17 protein-coding genes are annotated in these 20,483 nt (G+C 71.8%); 11 read left to right on the top strand and 6 right to left on the bottom strand.

The window, feature by feature from the left end; all coding sequences use genetic code 11:
- Positions 1 to 21: 21 nt before the first annotated feature.
- Both B7K22_RS11625 and B7K22_RS11620 read right to left on the bottom strand, forming a co-directional pair.
- Entirely contained in the window at positions 22 to 1,266 is a 1,245-nt protein-coding gene (locus tag B7K22_RS11625; RefSeq protein WP_084040436.1) for a sorbosone dehydrogenase family protein, read from the bottom strand.
- A gap of 40 nt (positions 1,267 to 1,306) precedes the next feature.
- The gene (locus B7K22_RS11620) at positions 1,307 to 1,693 is read right to left on the bottom strand and encodes a VOC family protein (protein ID WP_084040435.1); all 387 of its coding nucleotides are present in this window, start codon (positions 1,691 to 1,693) and stop codon (positions 1,307 to 1,309) included.
- A gap of 152 nt (positions 1,694 to 1,845) precedes the next feature.
- On the opposite strand from B7K22_RS11620, the gene B7K22_RS11615 reads away from it, so the two are divergent.
- Positions 1,846 to 2,430, top strand: a complete 585-nt coding sequence (locus B7K22_RS11615) for a sigma factor-like helix-turn-helix DNA-binding protein (RefSeq protein WP_084040434.1) — start codon at positions 1,846 to 1,848, stop codon at positions 2,428 to 2,430.
- On the top strand, positions 2,427 to 3,308 hold the full coding sequence (locus B7K22_RS11610) for a hypothetical protein (protein WP_084040433.1): 882 nt from the start codon (positions 2,427 to 2,429) through the stop codon (positions 3,306 to 3,308). Before B7K22_RS11615 ends, B7K22_RS11610 begins: the two co-directional genes overlap by 4 nt.
- 19 nt (positions 3,309 to 3,327) lie before the next feature.
- Here the strand turns inward: B7K22_RS11610 and B7K22_RS11605 are convergent, their stop codons facing one another.
- Positions 3,328 to 4,968, bottom strand: coding sequence for a DUF885 family protein (locus B7K22_RS11605; protein ID WP_159448861.1), 1,641 nt, complete (start codon positions 4,966 to 4,968; stop codon positions 3,328 to 3,330).
- A 252-nt stretch (positions 4,969 to 5,220) separates the two neighbouring features.
- Here B7K22_RS11605 and ileS point away from each other — a divergent pair, with 252 nt between their 5' ends.
- On the top strand, positions 5,221 to 8,457 hold the full coding sequence (gene ileS / locus B7K22_RS11600) for an isoleucine--tRNA ligase (protein ID WP_084040431.1): 3,237 nt from the start codon (positions 5,221 to 5,223) through the stop codon (positions 8,455 to 8,457).
- Positions 8,458 to 8,474: 17 nt separating this feature from the next.
- On the opposite strand, the gene B7K22_RS11595 is transcribed toward ileS, so the two are convergent.
- Positions 8,475 to 9,020 (bottom strand): DUF2510 domain-containing protein, encoded by a 546-nt coding sequence (locus B7K22_RS11595; RefSeq protein ID WP_159448860.1) that lies wholly within the window; start codon positions 9,018 to 9,020, stop codon positions 8,475 to 8,477.
- A gap of 288 nt (positions 9,021 to 9,308) precedes the next feature.
- On the opposite strand from B7K22_RS11595, the gene B7K22_RS11590 reads away from it, so the two are divergent.
- The 4 genes from B7K22_RS11590 (at position 9,309) to B7K22_RS11575 (ending at position 13,244) form a co-directional block, all read left to right on the top strand.
- Positions 9,309 to 10,733 carry a folylpolyglutamate synthase/dihydrofolate synthase family protein gene (locus B7K22_RS11590; RefSeq protein WP_084040429.1) on the top strand — a complete coding sequence of 475 codons (1,425 nt, stop codon included), beginning with the start codon at positions 9,309 to 9,311 and terminating at the stop codon, positions 10,731 to 10,733.
- A gap of 113 nt (positions 10,734 to 10,846) precedes the next feature.
- Positions 10,847 to 12,253, top strand: a complete 1,407-nt coding sequence (locus B7K22_RS11585) for a folylpolyglutamate synthase/dihydrofolate synthase family protein (RefSeq protein WP_084040521.1) — start codon at positions 10,847 to 10,849, stop codon at positions 12,251 to 12,253.
- Positions 12,250 to 12,750 carry a DUF4233 domain-containing protein gene (locus tag B7K22_RS11580; RefSeq protein ID WP_084040428.1) on the top strand — a complete coding sequence of 167 codons (501 nt, stop codon included), beginning with the start codon at positions 12,250 to 12,252 and terminating at the stop codon, positions 12,748 to 12,750. The genes B7K22_RS11585 and B7K22_RS11580 overlap by 4 nt, the downstream gene beginning before the upstream one ends.
- Entirely contained in the window at positions 12,747 to 13,244 is a 498-nt protein-coding gene (locus tag B7K22_RS11575) for a hypothetical protein (protein WP_084040427.1), read from the top strand. The genes B7K22_RS11580 and B7K22_RS11575 overlap by 4 nt, the downstream gene beginning before the upstream one ends.
- Positions 13,245 to 13,248: 4 nt before the next feature.
- Here B7K22_RS11575 and B7K22_RS11570 read toward each other — a convergent pair whose 3' ends face one another.
- Positions 13,249 to 13,755, bottom strand: coding sequence for an adenine phosphoribosyltransferase (locus B7K22_RS11570; protein ID WP_159448859.1), 507 nt, complete (start codon positions 13,753 to 13,755; stop codon positions 13,249 to 13,251).
- A gap of 68 nt (positions 13,756 to 13,823) precedes the next feature.
- Here B7K22_RS11570 and ndk point away from each other — a divergent pair, with 68 nt between their 5' ends.
- The 3 genes from ndk to smc all read left to right on the top strand — a co-directional run bounded on the left by ndk (position 13,824) and on the right by smc (position 18,481).
- Entirely contained in the window at positions 13,824 to 14,246 is a 423-nt protein-coding gene (gene ndk / locus B7K22_RS11565) for a nucleoside-diphosphate kinase (RefSeq protein WP_084040425.1), read from the top strand.
- Positions 14,243 to 14,854, top strand: a complete 612-nt coding sequence (locus B7K22_RS11560; protein WP_084040424.1) for a YqhA family protein — start codon at positions 14,243 to 14,245, stop codon at positions 14,852 to 14,854. Before ndk ends, B7K22_RS11560 begins: the two co-directional genes overlap by 4 nt.
- A 66-nt stretch (positions 14,855 to 14,920) precedes the next feature.
- Positions 14,921 to 18,481, top strand: coding sequence for a chromosome segregation protein SMC (gene smc / locus B7K22_RS11555; protein ID WP_084040423.1), 3,561 nt, complete (start codon positions 14,921 to 14,923; stop codon positions 18,479 to 18,481).
- 19 nt (positions 18,482 to 18,500) lie between these two features.
- Here smc and B7K22_RS11550 read toward each other — a convergent pair whose 3' ends face one another.
- On the bottom strand, positions 18,501 to 19,769 hold the full coding sequence (locus tag B7K22_RS11550) for a hypothetical protein (protein ID WP_144276412.1): 1,269 nt from the start codon (positions 19,767 to 19,769) through the stop codon (positions 18,501 to 18,503).
- A 149-nt stretch (positions 19,770 to 19,918) separates the two neighbouring features.
- Here B7K22_RS11550 and B7K22_RS11985 point away from each other — a divergent pair, with 149 nt between their 5' ends.
- A complete protein-coding gene (locus B7K22_RS11985; RefSeq protein WP_144276411.1) occupies positions 19,919 to 20,287 on the top strand; it encodes a hypothetical protein in 369 nt (122 codons plus the stop codon).
- The last annotated feature ends 196 nt before the right edge of the window (positions 20,288 to 20,483 follow it).

The raw sequence follows: 20,483 nt of genomic DNA, 5'->3' as shown, positions 1-20,483 counted from the left end.
CGGCGCGAGGCCGTGAGGCGTCTAGCGCTGCACGTCGAGGTCGATCCGCACGAGCCGATCGTCGCCGGCGTCAGGGCTGCCCCTGCCGTCGGTGTTGTTGGTGAGCGCGTAGAGCGTCCCCTCGCTGTCGGTGACGGCGGCGCGCACGCGCCCGATGTCGTCCAGGATCACCACCGGCTCGCCAGCCTCGCCGGCGTCCATGGGCACCCAGAAGAGCGCCTCGCCGCGCAGCGCCGCAACGAACACCCCGGCCTCGGTCGCGGCGATGCCGCTGGGCGAGGCGGCTGACGTCGGGCGCCATTCGGCCACCGGATAGGTGAGGCCGTCGACTGTCTCGCCCAGAGCCGTGCCGTCGGGCGCGCCGATCAGCCCCTCGACCGTAGGCCACCCGTAGTTGGCCCCTGGCACGATGACGTTGAGCTCGTCCGCGTCCGACTGGCCGAACTCGGACGCGACCATCGTCCCGTCGGGCAGCCACGCCAGACCCTGGACGTTGCGGTGCCCCCACGACCACACGCGGGTTCCGAAAGGGTTGTCCGGTGCGGCATCGCCGTCCGCGGACCCGCCATCGGCGACCACCCGGAGGATCTTGCCGGCCAGCGAGTCCCGGTCCTGCGCGAGCTGCGGCTGCGCCGCGTCCCCCGTGGCGACGTAGAGGAAGCCGTCCGGGCCGAAGGCGATGCGCCCGCCGTCGTGGTTGCGCGCCTTGGGGATGCCGGCGATCACGTCGACCGGTTCCGTGAGCGAGTCGCCGTCGAGGCCCATGCTCACCACGGCGTTGCCGTCCCCGCGCGTGAGATAGACGTAGAGCAGCGACGGGTCGTCGGGATGCAGCGCGATCCCCAGCAGCCCGGCCTCGCCGGTGGCGTCTACCGCGGAGGCAAGGGCGCGAGCGCCCGGGCCGCCCAGCGGCGTCGCCTCGCCGTCGACCACCCTGACGATCCTGCCCGCGTCACGCTCGGTCACGAGGATGGAGCCGTCGGCGGCGAACACGGCGTCCCACGGCGCCGCGAGGCCGGTCGCCACGTCGGTGGTCTCGCTCACCGCGACGCCCGTGACGTTACCCGTCACGTCGGGCGGCGCGGCCGTGTCAGCAGGTGCGCCCGAGCCCGCCGAGACCTGTGGCTCGGCATCGGCGCCGAGCGTCGTCGTGGGTGACAGCGACGAGGGCCCAGCGGGCGCATCGGCGCCGCAGCCCGCCACGTTGAGCGCGATCCCGACCGCGGCCGCGGCCAGGCGGCGCTGCGTCGTCAAGCCCGGCGTCATGGACGGTGCAACCCACGCCGTCCGCGCCGTGTTCCCGCGCTCACATGTTGGAGGAGAGGATGGAGATCCAGTTGCCGGCGGGATCCTTGAACCACGCGGTCTCCGGCATCTGGCCGTCGGGGTCGCGTGCCACGCCGTCGTCGTCCGTCCACTCGAGCTGCTCGAGGGTCACGCCGGCCTCGGCGAGCGAGCGCGCCGTGGCCGTCACGTCCTCGACCGGGAGCATCAGGACGGTGTGGGTCGCGGGCTGGTGGTCGTCCTTCTCGTAGACGAGGAATCGTGCGCCGTTGGGGAAGGACAGCGTGAGCATGGGGCCCATCGCCTCGTCGACTCTGGTGTCGATCCCCAGCACGTCTCCGTAGAACGCGGCGGCCTTGGCGACCGAGTCGGTCGACCAGGAGCCGAAGGCCGGGCTGGATGCGAGCATGAGTGCCTCCGTCTTGGGGGAGTGGCTCCTTCCAGTGTCGCCCCGATGGCGCCGATGCGCAGGTCGAGCGCTCTCGCCACCACGGTTTCGTTCGTCAGTGGTGTGATGGAGGCACGGGCGGCGCGCGTCGTGCGTCCGCCGGAGAGGGCGCGATGAGGTCCTGGGTGGCGGTGCTGGACGCGCTGGTCCGCGAGCGCCGCGGCGCGCTGGTGGGCTATGCGTCCGTCCTGTCGGGGGATCGCGCGGCCGCCGAGGAGCTGGTCGACGGGGCCGTGGTGCGGACGTTCTCCAGGGTTCGCGGGGTCGCGGACGTCGCCCACGCCGAGGTCCACGTCAAGCACGAGATCCGCCACCGGATCCTTCACGCACGGCGGCACGGGGTCGGCGCGCGCGCCGCGCGCCAGCGGGTGGCCGCGCCGGACGTCGCGCCGGCCGGCATCGCCATCGACGAGCACGACGACCTGCGCCGCGCCGTCGCGGGACTGTCGCCGCGTCAGCGCGCGTGCGTGCTGCTGCGCTTCTACGACGACCTCCCGGTCGCGAGCGTGGCGGACGAGCTCGGCCTCGGCCTCGGCACCGTCGAGCGCTGCCTGCGCGACGCCGTCGAGCGGCTTCGAGCGGCGCTCGGGGTTGATGTCGGACGGATCGATGTCGGATGGGATGAGCAGCGCGAGACCCAGGCGGGGCGCGAGTCCGCCATCGAGATCACGCCCTCGAGAAGGAGGAGGACGCGATGAGCGATGACCTGCGCGCGCGGCTCCACGGGCTGGTCGAGGCGGAGGGTCGGGCGTCCTCGGCCGGCCCCGACGAGTCGGCGGCGCTCGCGCGCCGGGTTCGGTCGCGTCGCCGCTCCCGCGCGTGGGCCGCGGCAGCGCTGGTGATCGCGGTTTTGGCGATCGGCGCGGCGCTGTCGATCGGGGTGCTGGGCGCGGCGTCGGGGTGGTGGGGCGAGTGGGGCGCTCCCGACGTCGAGCCGGAGTCGACCATCGAGACCATCGTCGGGTTCGCGCCCGCCTCTCCAGGATTGACGGTCGAGCTCGACGGCACCGTTATCCCCGCGGATGCCGCCTACCGCGACTCCATCGCGCAGATCCAGCCGGTGGGATGCGCCGCCCTCGACGAGTACGGGGTCGCGGTGCGCCAGGAGGACGTGTGGGCCTCGACCGCTGACATCGTCGTCCGGACCGGATCGGTCAGCGCGCTCGAGGGCGGCGGCATGGCGCGCATCACCGCCCGCTGGTTCGTGAACGGCGACGCGCAGGGGTTCGTGGACGACTTCGCGGCCCTCGCCGCGCGGTGCGAGCCCGGCTTCGCTGGGCTGGGTGACGCGGCCGCGGGAGACGCCCCCTCGGGTCTTGGCGCGGTCGACTCGGTCGAGTCCGCTGCCGTCGACGTGCCCGGCGCCACGGCGCATGCGGTGCGTGCCCTGATCACCCTCGAGGACGGCGACCGGCTCGACCTGTACCTGTTCGGAGCCGGCGAGGCGGCCGTCGCGGTCGCCGCCGGCCCCGCCTCCGATCGGGCGGCCGGTGACGGGCCGGACGTGCTGGCGAGCGCCGTGCTCGAGCAGTTCCAGGCCCAGGTGCTCGACCGGATCGCCGACCCCGACGAGTGAGCGGCGGGCCGCGCCGGCGTCAGTCCGCGAGCACCTGCTGTCGCGCCGTGGACAGCGGCACGGACCCGTACCGCAGGAACCGGTCGTGGAAGTCGCGGATGTCGAAGCCGGGCTGCCGCTCGGCCTCCCGGCGCATGTCGAGGATCTCGAGCCTGCCGATCATGTAGGACAGGGCCTGGCCAGGCATGCCGATGTAGCGGTCGACCTCCTGCTCGATGTGCCCGCGGTCCATGGGGGAGTGGTCGAGCATGTACTGGATCGCCTGCTCGCGCGACCATCCCAGCGCGTGCATGCCGGTGTCGACCACCAGGCGGCACGCGCGCAGCGAGTCCGCGCTCAGCATGCCCACCCGGGTGAGGTCCGAGCTGTACAGGCCCATCTCGTCCGACAGCCGCTCGGTGTACAGGCCCCAGCCCTCCGCATAGGACGTCGAGTGGAACTCGCGCTGGACCTTGTGGATCGCCGCGTTCTCCGCGTTGAGCGCGAGATGGAGGTGATGGCCGGGGATCCCCTCGTGGTAGACGATCGCCTCGAGCTCGTAGGTGGACCACGCCTCGGGGTGCGAGGTGTTGAAGTAGAACTTCCCGACCTTGCCTGTCTCCGGATCAGGCGCGGAGTAGTACGCCATGGGCCCGAAGTCAGTCGCCTCCGCGAGGCACGGAGTGCGCGGGACGGTCGCGAACCACTCGGGCGCCGCGGCCTGGGCCTTCGCGAGCGCGACCTCCGCGTCCGCGATGAGCGTCGCGGCGTCGCGATACTTCATCTCCTCGTCGCCGCGCAGCCTCTCGTAGATCTCGGAGATGTCGTCGGTGCCCAGGAGGGGACCGGCGATCTGCCGGTACTCGTCCTCGAGCTTCGCGATCTCGTCGAGCCCCGTCTGATGGATCTCCTCGCCCGTGCGCTCGAGCAGCAGATGCGAGTAGATCTTCTGGCGGTACGCCTCGGCGCCCCCTGGCAGGTGCACCAGGCCCGGCTTGTCGTCGGGCATGCCCCGCTCGGCGAGCGCCCTCAGCTCGGTCTCGAAGGCGGCCAGTCCCGGGCGCACGACCTCGGCGATGAGGCGCGCGCGCTCGTCGTCCCACGCCGCCTGATCCTGCTCGGACAGGTCGGTCGGCGGTGCCTGTGCCGCGAGGCGGTCCTCCTCGCCCTCGGGCGTCGCGAGGTAGCGCGCGACCGCGTCGGCCGTCGCCGCGATGTGGCTCGCCGGTGCCACGACGCCCTCATCCGCGGCCGCGGCGGCGACCCGGGCGATCTCCACGAACGCGTCCGGCATGCCGCGCAGCTTCTCCAGGTAGTCCCTGCCGTGCTGGGCGGTGGCGAGCGGGTAGTTGGAGATGAACGAGAGCATCAGCTCGAAGGCGCCCATCTTGGGGTTGAGGTACTGCAGCTCGACCTTCCACGGCTCCGCGGCGACGACGGAGGCTGCGGTGGCGGCCACGGTGTCGCGCAGCGCCGTCGCCTGCGGGCCGCCCGCGGTGTCGATCGCGGCGGCGCGGTCCGCGAACTCCTGGGCGCGCTCGACCAGCGCGTCGCGGCCGGCAGCGGAGACGTCGTCCCACTGCGCAAGGTGCTCGAGCTTGCCTGCCCACATGAGCGACATGGGGCTCGACGCGAGCACGAAGGCGTAGAAGTCGTCGGCGAGGGCGGTGAGATCATCCATGCACCCGACTCTAGGCATGTCCCGCGGGAGGTGCGACTCCCGTAGACTGCTGTCCACAAGCGTCGACCCGGCCATCACCGGCGAGCTTGCGGAAGAACGGCAGGGTGCATCGTCCTTGCTCAGTAGAACCGCACGGGCAGCCCGTCACAGCGAGCAAGAGCGGCACCGTGACGGTGCAAGCGAGGTGGTACCGCGCATCGGGTGACCGGGGCGTCCTCGCCAGGAGTTGACGCCAGGACCACCGAAGGAATCATGAGCCCGTACCCCCAGCATCGGCCGCACGCCGAGGTGCCCGCCTCGCCCGCCTTCCCCTCGATCGAGGAGGAGGTGCTCGCGTACTGGAAGGCCGACGGCACGTTCCGGGCGTCGATCGACAATCGTGCTCACGCGGACGAGTACGTGTTCTACGACGGACCTCCCTTCGCCAACGGTCTCCCGCACTACGGGCACCTGCTGACCGGCTACGCCAAGGACGTCGTGCCGCGCTTCGAGACCATGCGGGGCAAGAGGGTCGAGCGCAGGTTCGGCTGGGACACCCACGGGCTGCCAGCCGAGCTCGAGGCCGAGCGCATCCTCGGCATCACCGACAAGTCGCAGATCGAGGAGATGGGCATCGCGGCCTTCAACAAGGCGTGCCGCGACTCGGTGCTGCGGTACACCCAGGAGTGGGAGGAGTACGTCACCCGGCAGGCCCGGTGGGTGGACTTCGAGAACGACTACAAGACGCTCGACGTCACCTTCATGGAGTCCGTCATCTGGGCGTTCAAGTCGCTGTACGACAAGGGGCTGGCGTACGAGGGCCACCGCGTGCTGCCGTACTGCTGGCGCGACGAGACCCCGCTGAGCAACCACGAGCTGCGCATGGACGACGACGTCTACCAGATGCGGCAGGACCCCGCGCTGACGGTGCTGCTGCCGCTCGACCCCGCGAGCGTGGCCGCGTCGCTGACAGGCGACACGGCGGCGGCGCTCGAAGGCGCGTCGGCCCTCATCTGGACCACGACGCCCTGGACCCTGCCGTCCAACCTCGCGATCGCGGTGGGGCCGGACATCGAGTACGTGGTCGCGTCGCCCGTCGAGGGCGAGTTCGCGGGACGGCGCGTGGTGCTCGCGGCGTCGCGCCTGGCCGCGTACGCGCGCGAGCTGGGCGCGGAGCCGACCGTGCTCGCGCGGGTGACGGGCGCCGACCTCGCCGGACTGCGCTACTCGCCGCCCTTCGACTACTTCGCTGGCGGCACGAACGCGCACCAGGTGCTCGTCGCGGACTTCGTGTCCACCGAGGACGGCACGGGGCTCGTGCACCTCGCGCCCGCCTTCGGCGAAGACGACGCGGCCGTCTGCGCCGAGGCCGGGATCGAGACCGTCATCCCTGTCGACTCGAAGGGCCGGTTCACCTCCGAGGTGCCCGAATACGCGGGTCAGCAGGTGTTCGACGCGAATGCGGCGATCATCCGCGACCTCAAGGACGCCTCCCTCGTGCTGCGCCACGAGACCTACGACCACTCGTATCCTCACTGCTGGCGCTGCCGCAATCCGCTGATCTATCGCGCCGTCGGGTCATGGTTCATCCGCGTGAGCGAGTTCCGCGACCGCATGGTCGAGCTGAACGAGGACATCACCTGGGTGCCGGAGCACATCAAGCACGGCCAGTTCGGCAAGTGGCTCGAGGGCGCGCGCGACTGGTCCATCTCGCGCAACCGCTACTTCGGCACCCCCATCCCCGTGTGGGTGTCCGACTCCGCGGACCACCCCCGCGTCGACGTCTACGGATCCCTCGAGGAGATCGAGCGGGACTTCGGCCGCCTGCCGCTGAACGAGGACGGCGAGCCCGACCTGCATCGGCCGTACATCGACGACCTCACGCGCCCCAACCCCGACGACCCGAGCGGGCAGTCGACCATGCGCCGCATCCCCGACGTCTTCGACGTGTGGTTCGACTCGGGCTCCATGCCGTTCGCGCAGGTGCACTACCCGTTCGAGAACCACGACTGGTTCGACGGACACAACCCCGCGGACTTCATCGTCGAGTACATCGGCCAGACCCGCGGCTGGTTCTACGTCATGCACGTGCTCGCCACGGCGCTGTTCGACAGGCCCGCGTTCTCGACGTGCGTGTCGCACGGCATCGTGCTGGGCTCCGACGGCCGCAAGATGTCCAAGTCGCTGCGCAACTACCCGGACGTGAACGAGGTGTTCCATCGCGACGGCTCCGACGCGATGCGCTGGTTCCTCATGCGCAGCCCCATCCTGCGTGGCGGCAACCTCGTCGTGACCGAGGAGGGCATCCGCGAGGGCGTGCGCGAGGTGATGCTGCCGCTGTGGAGCTCGTACTACTTCTTCACGCTGTACGCGGGGGCGTGCGCCGGAGGCGACGGCTACGTCGCCTCCCCGGTGAGGGCCGATGCGGTGGCCGGGCTGCCCGTGATGGACAGGTACGTCCTGGCCAAGACGGCGGAGCTGGTCGACGAGGTCACCGCGCAGCTCGACGTGTACGACGTTCCCGGAGCCTCCGACTCGCTGCAGGCATTCATGGACCTGCTCACCAACTGGTACGTGCGCACCCAGCGCGACCGGTTCTGGGAGGAGGACCCCGCGGCGTTCGACACGCTCCACACCGTGCTCGAGACCGTGACGCGCCTCGCCGCGCCGATGCTGCCGCTCGTGTCAGAGGAGATCTGGCGCGGGCTCACGGGCGGGCGCTCGGTGCACCTCACCGACTATCCGGCGGCTCCGGACGCGTGGCGCGACCCGTCGCTGGGCGACGTGATGGATCAGGTGCGCGAGGTGGTGTCGACGGCCCACGCGCTGCGCAAGAAGGAGCAGATCCGGGTGCGCCAGCCCCTCGCCTCGCTCACCGTCGCCGTACGCGACGTCCGCGCCCTCGAGCCCTACACGGCCCTGATCGCGGCGGAGCTCAACGTCAAGTCCGTGGAGCTGCAGTCTGTCGACGCGTTCACGGCGGCGCACCCCGTCGAGCAGCGGCTCAGCGTCAATGCCCGCGCGGCCGGACCGCGCATCGGCAAGGACGTGCAGGCGGCCATCAAGGGCGCCAAGTCGGGCGACTGGTCAAGGCTGGCCGGCGGCGACGTCGTGTCGGGCGGCATCGCGCTGGTCAAGGGCGAGTTCGAGCTGACCACGGTGATCGGCAGCGGTGGCAAGGACGCGCAGGAGGCGGCGGCCGTGCTGCCGTCCGGCGGCTTCGTGCTGCTCGACACGGGGATCACGGCGGACCTCGAGGCGGAGGGCTACGCCCGCGACGTCGTCCGCACGGTGCAGGACGCGCGCAAGGCCGCAGGCCTGAAGGTGTCCGACCGCATCCGGCTCACGCTGCGCGTGCCCGTCGACCGCGTGGGCGACGTCGAGGCGTGGCGCTCGCTCATCTCGCGCGAGACCCTCGCGGTCGACCCGGCCACCGGGGACGCGCAGGTCGAGGTCATCGCGGGCACGGAGCTCGACGTGGCGGTGGAGCGGATCCAGGCGGAGGACTGAGGCGCGATCCCGAGGCGTCAGCCGCAGGAGCCCTCCGCGACGGTGCCGACCGAGTACCGGTAGTGGACGACCTGCGCCGACCCGCCCTGCGAGGACATCGCCAGGCAGAAGTCGTCCGTCTCCGTCACGTACTGCGTGAGCGTGACGCCCTCGGTGATGGGCACGCGGCTGAACTCGACCGCGGGGCCGCTGAGAATGTACGAGGTGCCATCCGAGGTCACGTCAGGAAGGGCCTGATAGTCGACCGAGTAGTAGAGGATCTCGTTGGCCACGGTTCGCAGGTCGGACTCCACGTCGACGTCCGCGGCCCGTTCCCGTTGATTGAGGAACACGGGGATCGCGATCGCGGCGAGGATCGAGATGCCGAGCACCACCACGATGGCTGCGCCGATCACGATCGCCACGATGGCTCCGCCGGACAGGCGGCGCCGCTCTGCGGTGGCGACGACGGGCGGGTGCGGGCCCACCGCCTGCACGTGCGTGGTCCAGGCCTGTCCGTCCCAGTACCGTTGGTGAGTGGGGGTCTGGGGGTCTGTGTACCACCCCGCCGGCGCTTGCGTCACTGCTGCTCCCTGTCGGTCGTGCGGATGCGCCTCGGCGGCCACCGGCGCATCGGCACAGAACGTAGCGCCGCCCGTGGTCCGAGCGCGACCATGCTGTGCGAAACGTCACCGGCGCGGCGGGTGGCGGCGTCGAGCCCCGAAGCGCGCGGCGTCTCGGGTGGGCGCGGCTCGCGACATGTGCATCACCCCTGGTAGTTGCCAACATAATGCGGCCGCAGAAAATCCTGCCCGCGATGGTCAGCAGCATCGCTCGCGAGGCCGCACAATATCCAGGTGAACCTCCCCTCCATGGCCCTGCTCCCCCCCGCTGAGGCCGAGCGTCAGATCGACGCGCTGATCTTCGCCCGCACCGCGGAGGGCGACCACGACGCCAAGATGCGACGGGTCGCCGATGCCCTCGAGCTGGTGGGTGATCCCCAGCACTCGCTGCGCGCCGTCCACGTCACGGGCACCAACGGCAAGACGTCGACGAGCCGCATGATCGAGTCGCTCCTGCGCGCCCACGGACTCAGGACCGGGCTGTTCACATCGCCGCACCTGACGACGTTCAGGGAGCGCATCCAGATCGACGGGCAGCCGCTGCCGCTCGACGCGCTCGCGCGCCTGTGGGAGCGCATCCTGCCCGCGATCAACGCCGTCGACGAGCGCTCGGTGGCGGCCGGCGGGCCGTGCATGAGCTTCTTCGAGGTCCTCACCGTCCTCGGGATGTGCGCCTACGAGGAGGCGGGCGTCGACGTCGCGGTCGTCGAGGTCGGGATCGGTGGCGCGCGCGACGCGACCAACGTGGTCCACGGCGAGGTCGCCGTGCTGACGCCCATGGCAGAGGACCACTCGGACTACTTCGTGGGCGGCATCACCGGCGTCGCGACGGAGAAGTCGGGCATCATCAAGCGGGGAGCGCTGGTGGTGTCAGCGACGCAGCCGCTCATCGCCGAGGAGATCATCCGCGATGCCGCCGCGCTGCAGGGCGCGCAGCTGAGGTGGGAGGGGCTCCACCACGACGTCCTCAGCCGTGACGCCGACCCCGCCGGCCAGGTGGTCGCGCTGCGCACCCTGTCGGGCACCCACGAGGACATCCTGGTGCCGCTGCACGGCGACTTCCAGGCGCAGAACGCGCTCGTGGCGCTGGCGGCGACCGAGGCCGCCCTCGAGCTGCGCGGCATGGAGCTCGACAGCGAGGCGGTCGCGAGAGGCTTCGCCGGCGCCACCTCGCCCGGCCGCCTCGAGGTGATCGCGGCCGAGCCGACCATCGTGGTCGACGCGGCGCACAACCCCCACGGCGTCACCGCGCTCGCGGGCTCGCTGGGCGAGACGTTCGGATTCGAGTCGGTCGTCGGCGTGGTCGCGGTGCTGTCCGACAAGGATGGCGACGGTATCCTCGCCGGCCTGCAGCCCGTCGTCGATCACGTGGTGGTGACGCAGACCAGCTCGCCGCGTGCCACCCCGGTCGACGAGCTCGCGGCAGCGGCGATCGCCGTCTGGGGACCGGAGCACGTCAGCGTCGCGGCCTCCGTGGCCGAGGCACTCGATCTTGCGACCGCGATGGCGACCGCGCGCGATGGTGAGTGCGGGGTGCTGGTCGCGGGGTCCATCACCCTGGTCGCCGAGGCGAGGCGTCTGGTGCAGCGGGTCCACGAGGCCGAGGTGGCGCACGAGGCGCCGCGCCGGCTCGCCGACACGGGCGAGTCCTCGGCGGAGTCCGTCCCCGCCTGAGCTCGGACCCGCGGCCGAGGTGCGCGCCCCCTCCGATGCGGGGGACACCCCTGGTCGCGCGCTCGTTCGCGCGGGTGAGGCGCGCGCCCGCGCCTGCGTGGGAGACTGGTCTCATGCCTGATGCCAGCGACCTCACGCTCGGCGGTCTCACCCCTGACGAGGCCGAGCGCGAGATCTACAGCCACATCCTCAGCCGCAACCCCGAGCACGACTTCGAGCCCACGCTCGACCGCGTGCGCGAGGTCACCGAGCTCCTCGGCCGACCCCAGGACGCGTTCAAGGTGGTCCACCTCACCGGCACCAACGGCAAGACGTCGACGGCGCGGATGGTCGAGTCGCTCGTGCGCGAGCACGGACTGCGGACGGGTCTGTTCACCTCGCCACACCTCAGCACCGTGCGCGAGCGCATCCAGATCGACGGCGAGCCCATCGCCCAGGACGCGTTCATCAGGCTGTGGCAGGACGTGGCCCCCATCGTTCACCTCGTGGACGCCCGATCCGCCGAGAACCGCGGGCCGCGGCTCAGCTTCTTCGAGGTGCTCGTGGTGCTCGCGTATGCCGCGTTCGCCGATGCGCCCGTCGACGTGGCGGTCATCGAGGTCGGCATGGGAGGGGTGTGGGACGCGACCAACGTCGCGGACGGCGACGTGTCCGTCGTCACCTCGGTGTCCCTGGACCACCAGCAGTGGCTCGGCGACGACCTCGCCGGCATCGCCCGCGAGAAGGCCGGGATCATCAAGGACGGCAGCGTCGCCGTCATCGCCGAGCAGTCCGACGCCGTCACTCCCGTCCTGCTCGAGGCGGTCGCCGCGCGTGGAGCGACGGCGCTGTGGGAGGGCGACGCCCTCGAGGTGGTCGACCGCCAGCCAGGCGTGGGGGGGCAGCTCGTCACGCTGCGCACGCCTGCGGCGACCTATGCGGAGATCTTCGTGCCGCTGTACGGCGACTATCAGGCGCGCAATGCGCTGCTCGCGCTCGCGGCCGTCGAGGCCCTTATGGCCGATGGCGGTGAGGCGAACGCGCTGTCGGCGGAGGTGGTCGAGGCCGGCTTCGGAGCGGTCACCTCTCCCGGCAGGCTCGAGGTCGTGCGGACGTCGCCCATGGTGCTCGTCGACGTCGCCCACAATCCCGCCGGCATCGACGCCCTGGTGGGCGCGCTCGAGGAGTCGTTCGCGTTCCAGGCCCTCGTGGGCGTGGTGGGCGTGCTCGCCGACAAGGACGCCGAGGGCATCCTGGCGGGCCTCGAGCCCGTGCTCGACCACGTCGTGGTCACCGCGTCCGCCTCGCCCAGGGCGGTGCCAGCGGACGAGCTCGCGGGCATCGCGCGGGACATCTTCGGCGAGGACCGCGTGAGCGTCGGGAGCGATCTGCCCGACGCGATCGACCGCGCGGTGCAGGCCGCCGAGCGCGACCATGACATGGGTGCAGGAGTCCTCGTGGTCGGGTCCGTCACGGTCGTGGCGGAGGCTCGCATCCTCATGAACGCCGACAAGCGCAAGGGGGCGGGCCAGGCTCGATGACCGAACCCACGCAGCCCTCGCCGTCCTCAGCCGACCGCCAGGAGGCGAGCCCGGCCACCGCATCGGCTGACGAGGAGACTCAGCCTCCGATCAAGCCGCAGCGTCCCGCGACGCTGGTCTTCACGCAGGCCGTGCTGCTGCTGCAGGCGTTCTGCGCCCTGTTCGCCACCCTCGTCGCGTGGTCGTTCGCGTACAACGGGATGATCGACGCCTCGCCAGGCCTGATGGTGGCGCTGGGGCTGGCCACCATGGTCGCGCTGGGCTATGCGTCGGGCCAGCAGAAGCGGCGCTGGGGCCGCTGGCTCGGATGGATCCTGCAGCTGCCGCTCCTGCTGGGCGGGTTCATCGAGCCGATGATCGCCGTGATCGGCGGAGTGTTCCTGATCCTGTGGCTCATGGCGCTGAGGCTCGGGGGCAGGATCGATCGGGAGCGCAAGGAGCGCGACGAGGCCGCCGCGAGCGCGGCCGGCGGAGACGCCGCGGAGCCGTCCGCGTGAAGCCCTCGAGCCTCACCCCCAAGAGCCTCGCGCGCCGCGCTGCCGCCCTGGTCATCGTCGGCATCGTGGGCCTGACCATGCTGTTCTATGCGCTCGAGCGCGCGAGCCTGGTGATGTTCACCGACGGCGCCGGCGCGCGACCGCCTCTGCGCATCTACCTGACGCTGTTCGTCGGCCTCGCGATCGTCAACCTCTGCGTCTTCTACGGCTTCACGATGTGGGCTCGTTATGCGCGAACGCACCCCGAGACGCGCCACCTGCCGGTGTGGTTCCTCCTCGCCGTCCTCGTGATCGGGGGCGGCGCGCTCGTCACGTCGATGGCGACGCACGCGGGCTACCTCCGCAGCCTGGACGCGATGCCCGCCGCGCCCAACATGGGCTACGTGGGGTTCCAGGTGATCGCGGCGGCGTTCGTGCTCGTCCCGCTCGTGCTGCTGTGCGCGCGGTTCGCGCCCGGCTACAAGCGTCCCGTGCCCGCGGTCATCCCCGACTGACCAGTCAGGCCGGGACCCTCACCACAGAGTGGACGTCGTGCCCGGCGAGCGCGTCGCGACCGCGCAGGCCCTCGAGCTCGAGCAGGAACGCGAACTGCACGTCGGACGCCCCGGCGCGCTCGAGCATCTCCGCGACCGCGCGCGCGGTGCCGCCGGTCGCGAGCACGTCGTCGATCACGAGGATCCGCTTGCGCTCGATGCCGGCGGGGGAGAGCACCAGGTCGGAGGCGCCGTACTCGATCGCGGCCGAGGACTCGAGCAGCTCGCCTGGCATCTTGCCCTTCTTGCGCACCATCGACATGCCCACGTCGAGACGCTGAGCGACCACGGGCGCGAAGATGAAGCCGCGCGCGTCCACGCCCACCACCAGGTCGACGGGGCGCGCCGGCATGAGCGCGGCGCACGCCGTGGCGAACCTCGCAGGGTCGGCGAGGATGGGGCTGATGTCGTAGAAGAGGATCCCGGGCACGGGAAAGTCCGGGTAGGTGTCGAAGTCGGCGAGCGTGATCACGGCGACCATTCTCCCATCGGCTCGTCATCCGGCCCGCGCATCGGCCTCTCCCCATTAGGCTGTGCGCCATGACGGAACGCACCCTCATCCTCGTCAAGCCCGACGGCGTCCAGCGTGGACTGTCGGGGGAGATCCTGCGCCGCGTGGAGGCCAAGGGCTACACGCTCGTGGCCGTCGAGCTGCGCACCGCGACCCCGGAGCTGCTCGAGCAGCACTACGCCGAGCACGTGGGCAAGCCCTTCTACGAGCCGCTCGTCGAGTTCATGCTCTCCGGCCCCACGCTCGCCGTGGTCGCCGAGGGCGAGCGCGTGATCGAGGGCTTCCGCTCCCTCGCCGGCGCCACCGACCCCACCACGGCCGCGCCGGGCACCATTCGCGGCGACCTGGGACGCCAGTGGCCCACGAAGGTGCTGCAGAACCTCGTGCACGGCTCCGACTCCGAGGAGTCCGCCGCCCGCGAGATCGCCATCTGGTTCCCGGGGCTCGCGTGAGCAGGTTCGAGGACGGGCTCGAAAGGAGCCTGTTCGCGAGCCGGTGGCTGCTCGCGCCGCTGTACGTGGGGCTGCTCGCCGGCCTCGTGATGGTCGGTGTGAAGTTCTTCGCCCATCTGGCCTACGTGATCGAGGACTTCACGCTGGACAAGTCCGCTGACGCGGTCACGGTGGAGATCCTGACGCTGATCGACATCGCCCTGCTGGGCAACCTCATCCTCATCGTGATCTTCGCCGGCTACGAGAACTTCGTGTCCAAGATCAAGGTCGCCGAGGGCTCCGAGGACCGCCCGTCCTGGATGGGCACCGTCGACTTCTCCGGACTGAAGATGAAGTTGATCGGGTCACTGGTCGCGATCTCCGTGATCCTGCTGCTCAAGGACTTCGTCGCCGCGGCAGAGCCGGGTAAGACCATGGACTACGAGGCCGTCGCGTGGCGGATCGGCCTGCACTTCACGTTCGTCATCTCGGGCGTTCTGTTCGCGGTCATGGACTACTGGGGCGCCAAGCGTCTGGCGCTGCTCACCGAGACCAAGCTCAAGGCCAAGGGCCTCAACCCGGAGACCATCACCGAGGACGCGCCGGTGTCCGCCTCTGACAACACGTAGCGCCGATGCGCGGGCTGGCAGGGGAGCCTCGCTCACCTTTCGCCGCGCAGCCCCTAGGCTGAGCGCGTGCATCTCAAGACGCTGACGCTGCGCGGCTTCAAGTCGTTCGCCTCGGCGACCACGCTCGAGTTCGAGCCGGGCGTCACCTGCGTCGTGGGGCCCAATGGCTCCGGCAAGTCCAACGTCGTGGACGCGCTCGCGTGGGTGATGGGCGAGCAGGGCGCCAAGACGCTGCGCGGCGGCAAGATGGACGACGTCATCTTCGCGGGCACCTCGGGCCGCGCGCCGCTGGGCCGCGCCGAGGTGTCGCTGACCATCGACAACACCGACGGCGCCCTGCCCATCGACTACACCGAGGTGACGATCACCCGCACCCTGTTCAGGTCGGGCGGGTCGGAGTACGCGATCAACGGCTCGAACTGCCGCCTGCTCGACATCCAGGAGTTGCTGAGCGACTCCGGGCTGGGCCGCGAGATGCATGTGATCGTCGGCCAGGGCCAGCTCGACGCCGTCCTGCGCGCGACGCCGGAGGATCGCCGCCATTTCATCGAGGAGGCCGCGGGCATCCTCAAGCACCGCCGCCGCAAGGACAAGGCGCTGCGCAAGCTCGACGCGATGCAGGGCAACCTCACGCGCGTCCAGGACCTCACCGCCGAGATCCGCCGCCAGCTGGGCCCGCTCGGCAAGCAGGCCGAGGTGGCGCGCGCCGCCCAGCGCATCCAGATCGACCTGCGCGACGCCCGTGCGCGTCTGCTCGCCGACGATCTGGCCCAGCTGCAGGCGCAGCTCGCCCAGGAGCAGGCGGACGAGACGGCGCTCAACCAGCGCAAGGCGGAGGTGGAGAAGGCGCTCGCCGAAGCCCGTGCGCGCCTCGCCGACCTCGAGCGCGCATCGGCCGAGGCCACCCCGGCCCTCACCAAGGCCAACGACACGTACTACCGGCTGAGCGCGATCAGGGAGCGGCTGCGCAACCTCTCCGGGCTGGCCGAGGAGCGGCTGCGGATGCTCGGCGGCGTCGCCGACGAGGCGCCGCCCACCGATCTGGTGGACCTCGACGAGCAGCTCGAGCGGGCGCGCGACGCCAAGGCCGAGCTCGACGCGGAGGTCGCGCAGGCGGCCACGGCGCTCGAGTCCGCCGAGGAGGCCAGGCGCGAGGCGGAGGAGGTCGCCCAGGAGTCGGAGAGGCACCTCGCGAATCTGCTGCGCTCGGTGGCAGACCGCCGGGAGGGCGTCGCGCGGCTGGCGGGCGACGTTGCCGCGAGGCGCTCGCGCGTCGAGGCCGCCGAGGCGGAGATCGGTCGCCTGCGCGAGGCCTTGGCCGACGCGGAGAGGCGCGCGCACGAGGCGACGGCCGAGTTCCGGCACCTCGAGACGCAGGTCGCGACGGTCGAGGAGGGCGAGGAGGACCTCGACGACGCCCATGAGGCCGCGACCGAGGAGTGGGACGAGGCGAAGGCCGCGCTCGAGACCCTGAAGGCCGCCCTCAACGACGCCATGCGCGAACGGGACACGTGGGCCGCCAAGGTCGAGGCGCTGGACATGTCGCTCGCCCGCAAGGACGGCGCCGGCGCGCTGCTCGCCGCCGGCTCGAGGAACGTCAGAGGCACGGTCGCCGCGCTCATCGAGGTCAGCGCTGACGCGGAGGACGCGATCGCGGCCGCGCTCGGAGCGCTCGCCGACGCGCTCGCGGTCGACTCGGTCGAGGATGCGGTCGACGCGATCCGCTGGCTGCGAGACGAGGACGCCGGCCGGGCGCGGTTCGTCGTGGCCGACCCAGGGGCGAGCGTCGTCAACCCGTCCCTCGACCTTCCTGCAGGAGCGGCCTGGGCCTCTGACCTCGTGTCCGGTCCCGCCGGCATCGTCGACACGGTCCGTGCCTCGCTGTCTGGCGTCGCCGTGGTCGACGACCTCGCCGCGGCGCGCGCGCTGGTGAACGCGCACCGCGAAGTCGTGGCCGTGACCCGCCGCGGCGACCTGCTCAGCGGGCAGAGCGCGTCAGGTGGCGCGGGCGACGCGCCCAGCGTGCTTCACATGCAGGCCGCGCACGACGAGGCCAAGGCCAAGCGCGATGCGGCGACCGCCGCCGTCGAGTCCACGACGTTCGAGATCCGCGCCGCCGAGGAGCGCGCCGCCGCCGCGCGCACGCGATTCGAGACCACGCTCGAGCGGCTCAACGAGTCGGACGCGCGCATGTCCGCCGTGGCGGAGCAGCTAGGGCACCTCGGCGCCTCGGCCCGGGCCGCGAAGGCCGACGGCGAGCGCATCGAGACGCAGATCGCGGCCGCGCAGGAGCGCATGGCCGAGCAGTCGGACGAGCTCGCGAGCCTCGCCGAGCGGCTCGCGGCGGCGCAGGCCGAGCCCGAGCAGACCGAGTCGGACACGAAGGACGCCCAGGCCCGCCGCGACGATGACGAGGCCGAGGCGCGGGCCTCTCGCGCCCGCGAGACGGAGGCGCGGCTCGCGCTGCGCACCGCGGAGGAGCGGGCACGGGCGCTGGCCGCCCGCGCCGAGTCCCTCGAGCGGGCGGTGGTCGCCGAGCGCGACGCTCGCGCGCGCGCCGAGGAGGCCGCGAGGCGTCGCGAGCGCCAGGCCCAGGCCGCGCGCGAGGTCATCGCCGGCGCGGCGGATGCGCTCGCCGCGATCGACGTCTCCGTCGCCAAGGCCGACGATGCCCGCGCCGCAGCAGAGGAGGCGCGATCCGAGCGCACCTCCGAGCTGTCCGGAGTGCGCCAGGAGGTCGAGCAGCACGCTGACGAGCAGCGCCGCCTCACCGACGACGCACACCGGGACGAGGTGGCGCGCGCGCAGCAGCAGGTGCGCCTCGAGCAGCTCGAGCAGCGCACTGTCGACGAGCTGTCGATGGACCCGGCGCAGCTGGTCGACGAGTACGGTCCGCACCTGCCCGTCCCGCTCACGGCCGAGGAGCCCGACCCCGAGACGGGCGAGCAGCCCACCGAGCCGTACGCGCGCGAGCGCCAGGAGAAGCGCCTGCGCACCGCCGAGCGCGAGATGCGCCAGCTGGGCCAGGTCAACCCGCTCGCGCTCGAGGAGTTCGCCGCTCTCGAGGAGCGCCACACCTTCCTGCAGACCCAGCTGACCGACATCAAGAGGTCGCGTGAGGACCTGCTCGAGATCGTGCGCGAGATCGACGAGCGGGTCGAGAAGATCTTCGTCGAGGCCTTCGAGGACACCAAGCGTGAGTTCGACCGCATCTTCCCGCGGCTGTTCCCCGGCGGCGAGGGCAAGCTCGTGCTCACGGATCCGAGCAACATGCTCGAGACGGGCATCGAGGTCGAGGCGCGCCCCGCTGGCAAGAAGGTCAAGCGGCTGTCGCTGCTGAGCGGCGGCGAGCGCTCGCTCACGGCGGTCGCCCTCCTGGTCGCGATCTTCAAGGCCCGCCCGAGCCCCTTCTACGTCATGGACGAGGTCGAGGCCGCGCTCGACGACGCGAACCTGGGTCGCCTGCTCGAGATCTTCACGGAGCTCCAGGAGGACAGCCAGCTCATCGTCATCACGCACCAGAAGCGGACCATGGAGATCGCCGATGCGCTCTACGGGGTGACGATGCGCGGCGACGGCGTGACGACGGTCATCAGCCAGCGCCTCAAGGAGGAGGGCGCGGCCTGAGGTCGTGCTCGCCCGCCTGTCAGGGTGCGCTGACGCGCACGTCGTAGTCGGCCCCTCCATCTCCGTAGTAGGTGGTGACGGCGACCAGCCATGTGCCCGCAGGGAGCACCCTGTCGATGCGGGGGTCGACGTTCACGAGGGAGTCCACCTGCGGGTTCTCGTCGGCCCAGGCCAGCCGGTACGGCGACCCGTCCTGCTCGAAGCCGATCACCTCGAGCACGAGGTCCTGATCGGTGAGCGTGGCCGCCTCGATCGCGAGCCGCCCTGACCCCGGAGCCGTCAGGCACAGGTACGGCACGGGACCCTCCGCCGTCACCGCCTCGCCGGGCGCGATGGCCGGCGCGTCCTCGCAGTCCGCGGCGCTGACCTGCGCATGCAGCGTGGAGACCTCTCCCTGGCGGAACAGGTCGCCATCGGTGTCGACGTAGAGCTCGAAGGCGCCGGTGGGCTGATCGAGGAACCAGGCCGTGATCTCGATGACGTACGTGCCGGGTTCGAGGTCGACGGACACCTCGGGATCGGTGCCGAAGGCGTCGTCGCCGCTCGCGACCAACACCGGTGCGTCGCCGTCGCGGTAGACGCCGAGCTGGAGGTCCGCTCCCTCCTCGGCACCGGAGCGTCCGCTGTCGACGCCGATGGTCGCGAGCACCGGCTCATCGACCGTGAGGCACGCGTAGCGCGCGGCCGGCTCAGCGTCCTCCGCGTCGTCGGCCTCGAAGGCGACCGGCGCGTCGTCGGCCACCTCCGGGATCTGCGAGCCGCACTGGTCGGCGCCCGGGATGGCGCCGGGGTCGGTCGCGGCAACCCCCGGCCCGCCCGCGTCTCCCGGCGCGAAGGTCGCGGTGTAGACGAGGAAGGCATCGCTTTCCTCCGCGGGGCCGTCGACCTCGACCACGTACGCACCAGGGTCGAGCGTGAGGGTGACGGCAGGGTCCCACTCGGGTTCGCTGCGGGCGCTCGCAAGCTCCGTGGCCTCGGCGTCGAGCACCATGAGCGAGATCTCGAGGTCGGGCTCGAGGGCGGCGGCGCCCACGGTCACCCGCATGCGCTGCGCCAGCTCGAAGCACGTGCGCGCCTCCGGCTGCACCACCTGGGTGTCGAGTTGGATAGACTGAGCGTCGGTGCCGGCGCAGGCGCCATCCGCCACGGGCGTGACGGTCGGACTCGCCGCGACATCCCCCTCGAAGGGGCGCGCGACGAGCCACACGAGCGCCACCGCAGCCGCTGCGGCGACCGCCCCCACGGCCCACCAGACTCCCCGTCCCGGGCCGCGCCGCGCGTTGTCCATGGTGGGAGGGTAGCCGCTGATCGCGGCCCCTCGGCTGAGGCTGGCGCAGGTCGGTGTCGAGGGTCCGTGCTCGCGGCTGTCTGAGTTGAATCTGAGTCCGGCAGCGGGTCAGACTCTGTCCGTATTGTCTCGTTCTTGGGAGGAGCCCCGTGTTCTCGTCCGTGTCCGGCATCCTGGTCGTCACCGTCGTGCTCGCCGTCGTGGTCATGGGCGTCGCGGCGCTCGCGGAGGGGCGCGGCAGGCACCTCGCGCGCCTGGTCCTCGGCGTCCGCCCCCGCACCAACGCGGAGGAGATCCTCGCTCCCGTTCCGCGCGCCGAGTCCGACTGGGCGCTGGTCGAGGCGGTGGCCTCAGTGCCCGACCGTCCCGCGCCCGGAACGCGCGCGGGGGTCTGGGCGGCGGACGCGACGGTCCACGCCATCGACGCCGCGAACGAGCGCGCCGCCGCGTTGCGCGCCCAGCGCGAGGACGCCGCGAGCGCGCCACGCACGGGAGAGCTGGGTCTCATCACCCGCTAGCGCCACCCGCCCCACTGGTCGTCGCGGCTCGCCCCAGCCCGAGCGCTCCCTCGCACGTCGCTCCGCCGCGATGCGGCCGGTCGAGCGCCACGCGCCGCCCCGACCGTGCGGCGGGTGTCAGGCGCGACGCTGCACGCAGCGGCGCGACCCGACCCGTCGCGCGTCGGGGGCCGCACTGCGCGCAGCCATGCCGCCC

This window comes from Demequina sp. NBRC 110053, from assembly GCF_002090095.1.
GTDB lineage: Bacteria > Actinomycetota > Actinomycetes > Actinomycetales > Demequinaceae > Demequina.
Note: the sequence above shows the minus strand (reverse complement) of the source record. Positions and strands in the feature narration are given on the sequence as shown.

Coding starts and splice junctions, on each gene's coding strand:
- B7K22_RS11605 (WP_159448861.1), bottom strand. CDS start 4,968: ATGGATGATCTCACCGCCCTCGCCGACGACTTCTACGCCTTCGTGCTC.
- B7K22_RS11620 (WP_084040435.1), bottom strand. CDS start 1,693: ATGCTCGCATCCAGCCCGGCCTTCGGCTCCTGGTCGACCGACTCGGTC.
- B7K22_RS11580 (WP_084040428.1), top strand. CDS start 12,250: ATGACCGAACCCACGCAGCCCTCGCCGTCCTCAGCCGACCGCCAGGAG.
- ndk (WP_084040425.1), top strand. CDS start 13,824: ATGACGGAACGCACCCTCATCCTCGTCAAGCCCGACGGCGTCCAGCGT.
- ileS (WP_084040431.1), top strand. CDS start 5,221: ATGAGCCCGTACCCCCAGCATCGGCCGCACGCCGAGGTGCCCGCCTCG.
- B7K22_RS11585 (WP_084040521.1), top strand. CDS start 10,847: ATGCCTGATGCCAGCGACCTCACGCTCGGCGGTCTCACCCCTGACGAG.
- B7K22_RS11590 (WP_084040429.1), top strand. CDS start 9,309: ATGGCCCTGCTCCCCCCCGCTGAGGCCGAGCGTCAGATCGACGCGCTG.
- B7K22_RS11550 (WP_144276412.1), bottom strand. CDS start 19,769: ATGGACAACGCGCGGCGCGGCCCGGGACGGGGAGTCTGGTGGGCCGTG.
- B7K22_RS11610 (WP_084040433.1), top strand. CDS start 2,427: ATGAGCGATGACCTGCGCGCGCGGCTCCACGGGCTGGTCGAGGCGGAG.
- B7K22_RS11615 (WP_084040434.1), top strand. CDS start 1,846: ATGAGGTCCTGGGTGGCGGTGCTGGACGCGCTGGTCCGCGAGCGCCGC.
- B7K22_RS11625 (WP_084040436.1), bottom strand. CDS start 1,266: ATGACGCCGGGCTTGACGACGCAGCGCCGCCTGGCCGCGGCCGCGGTC.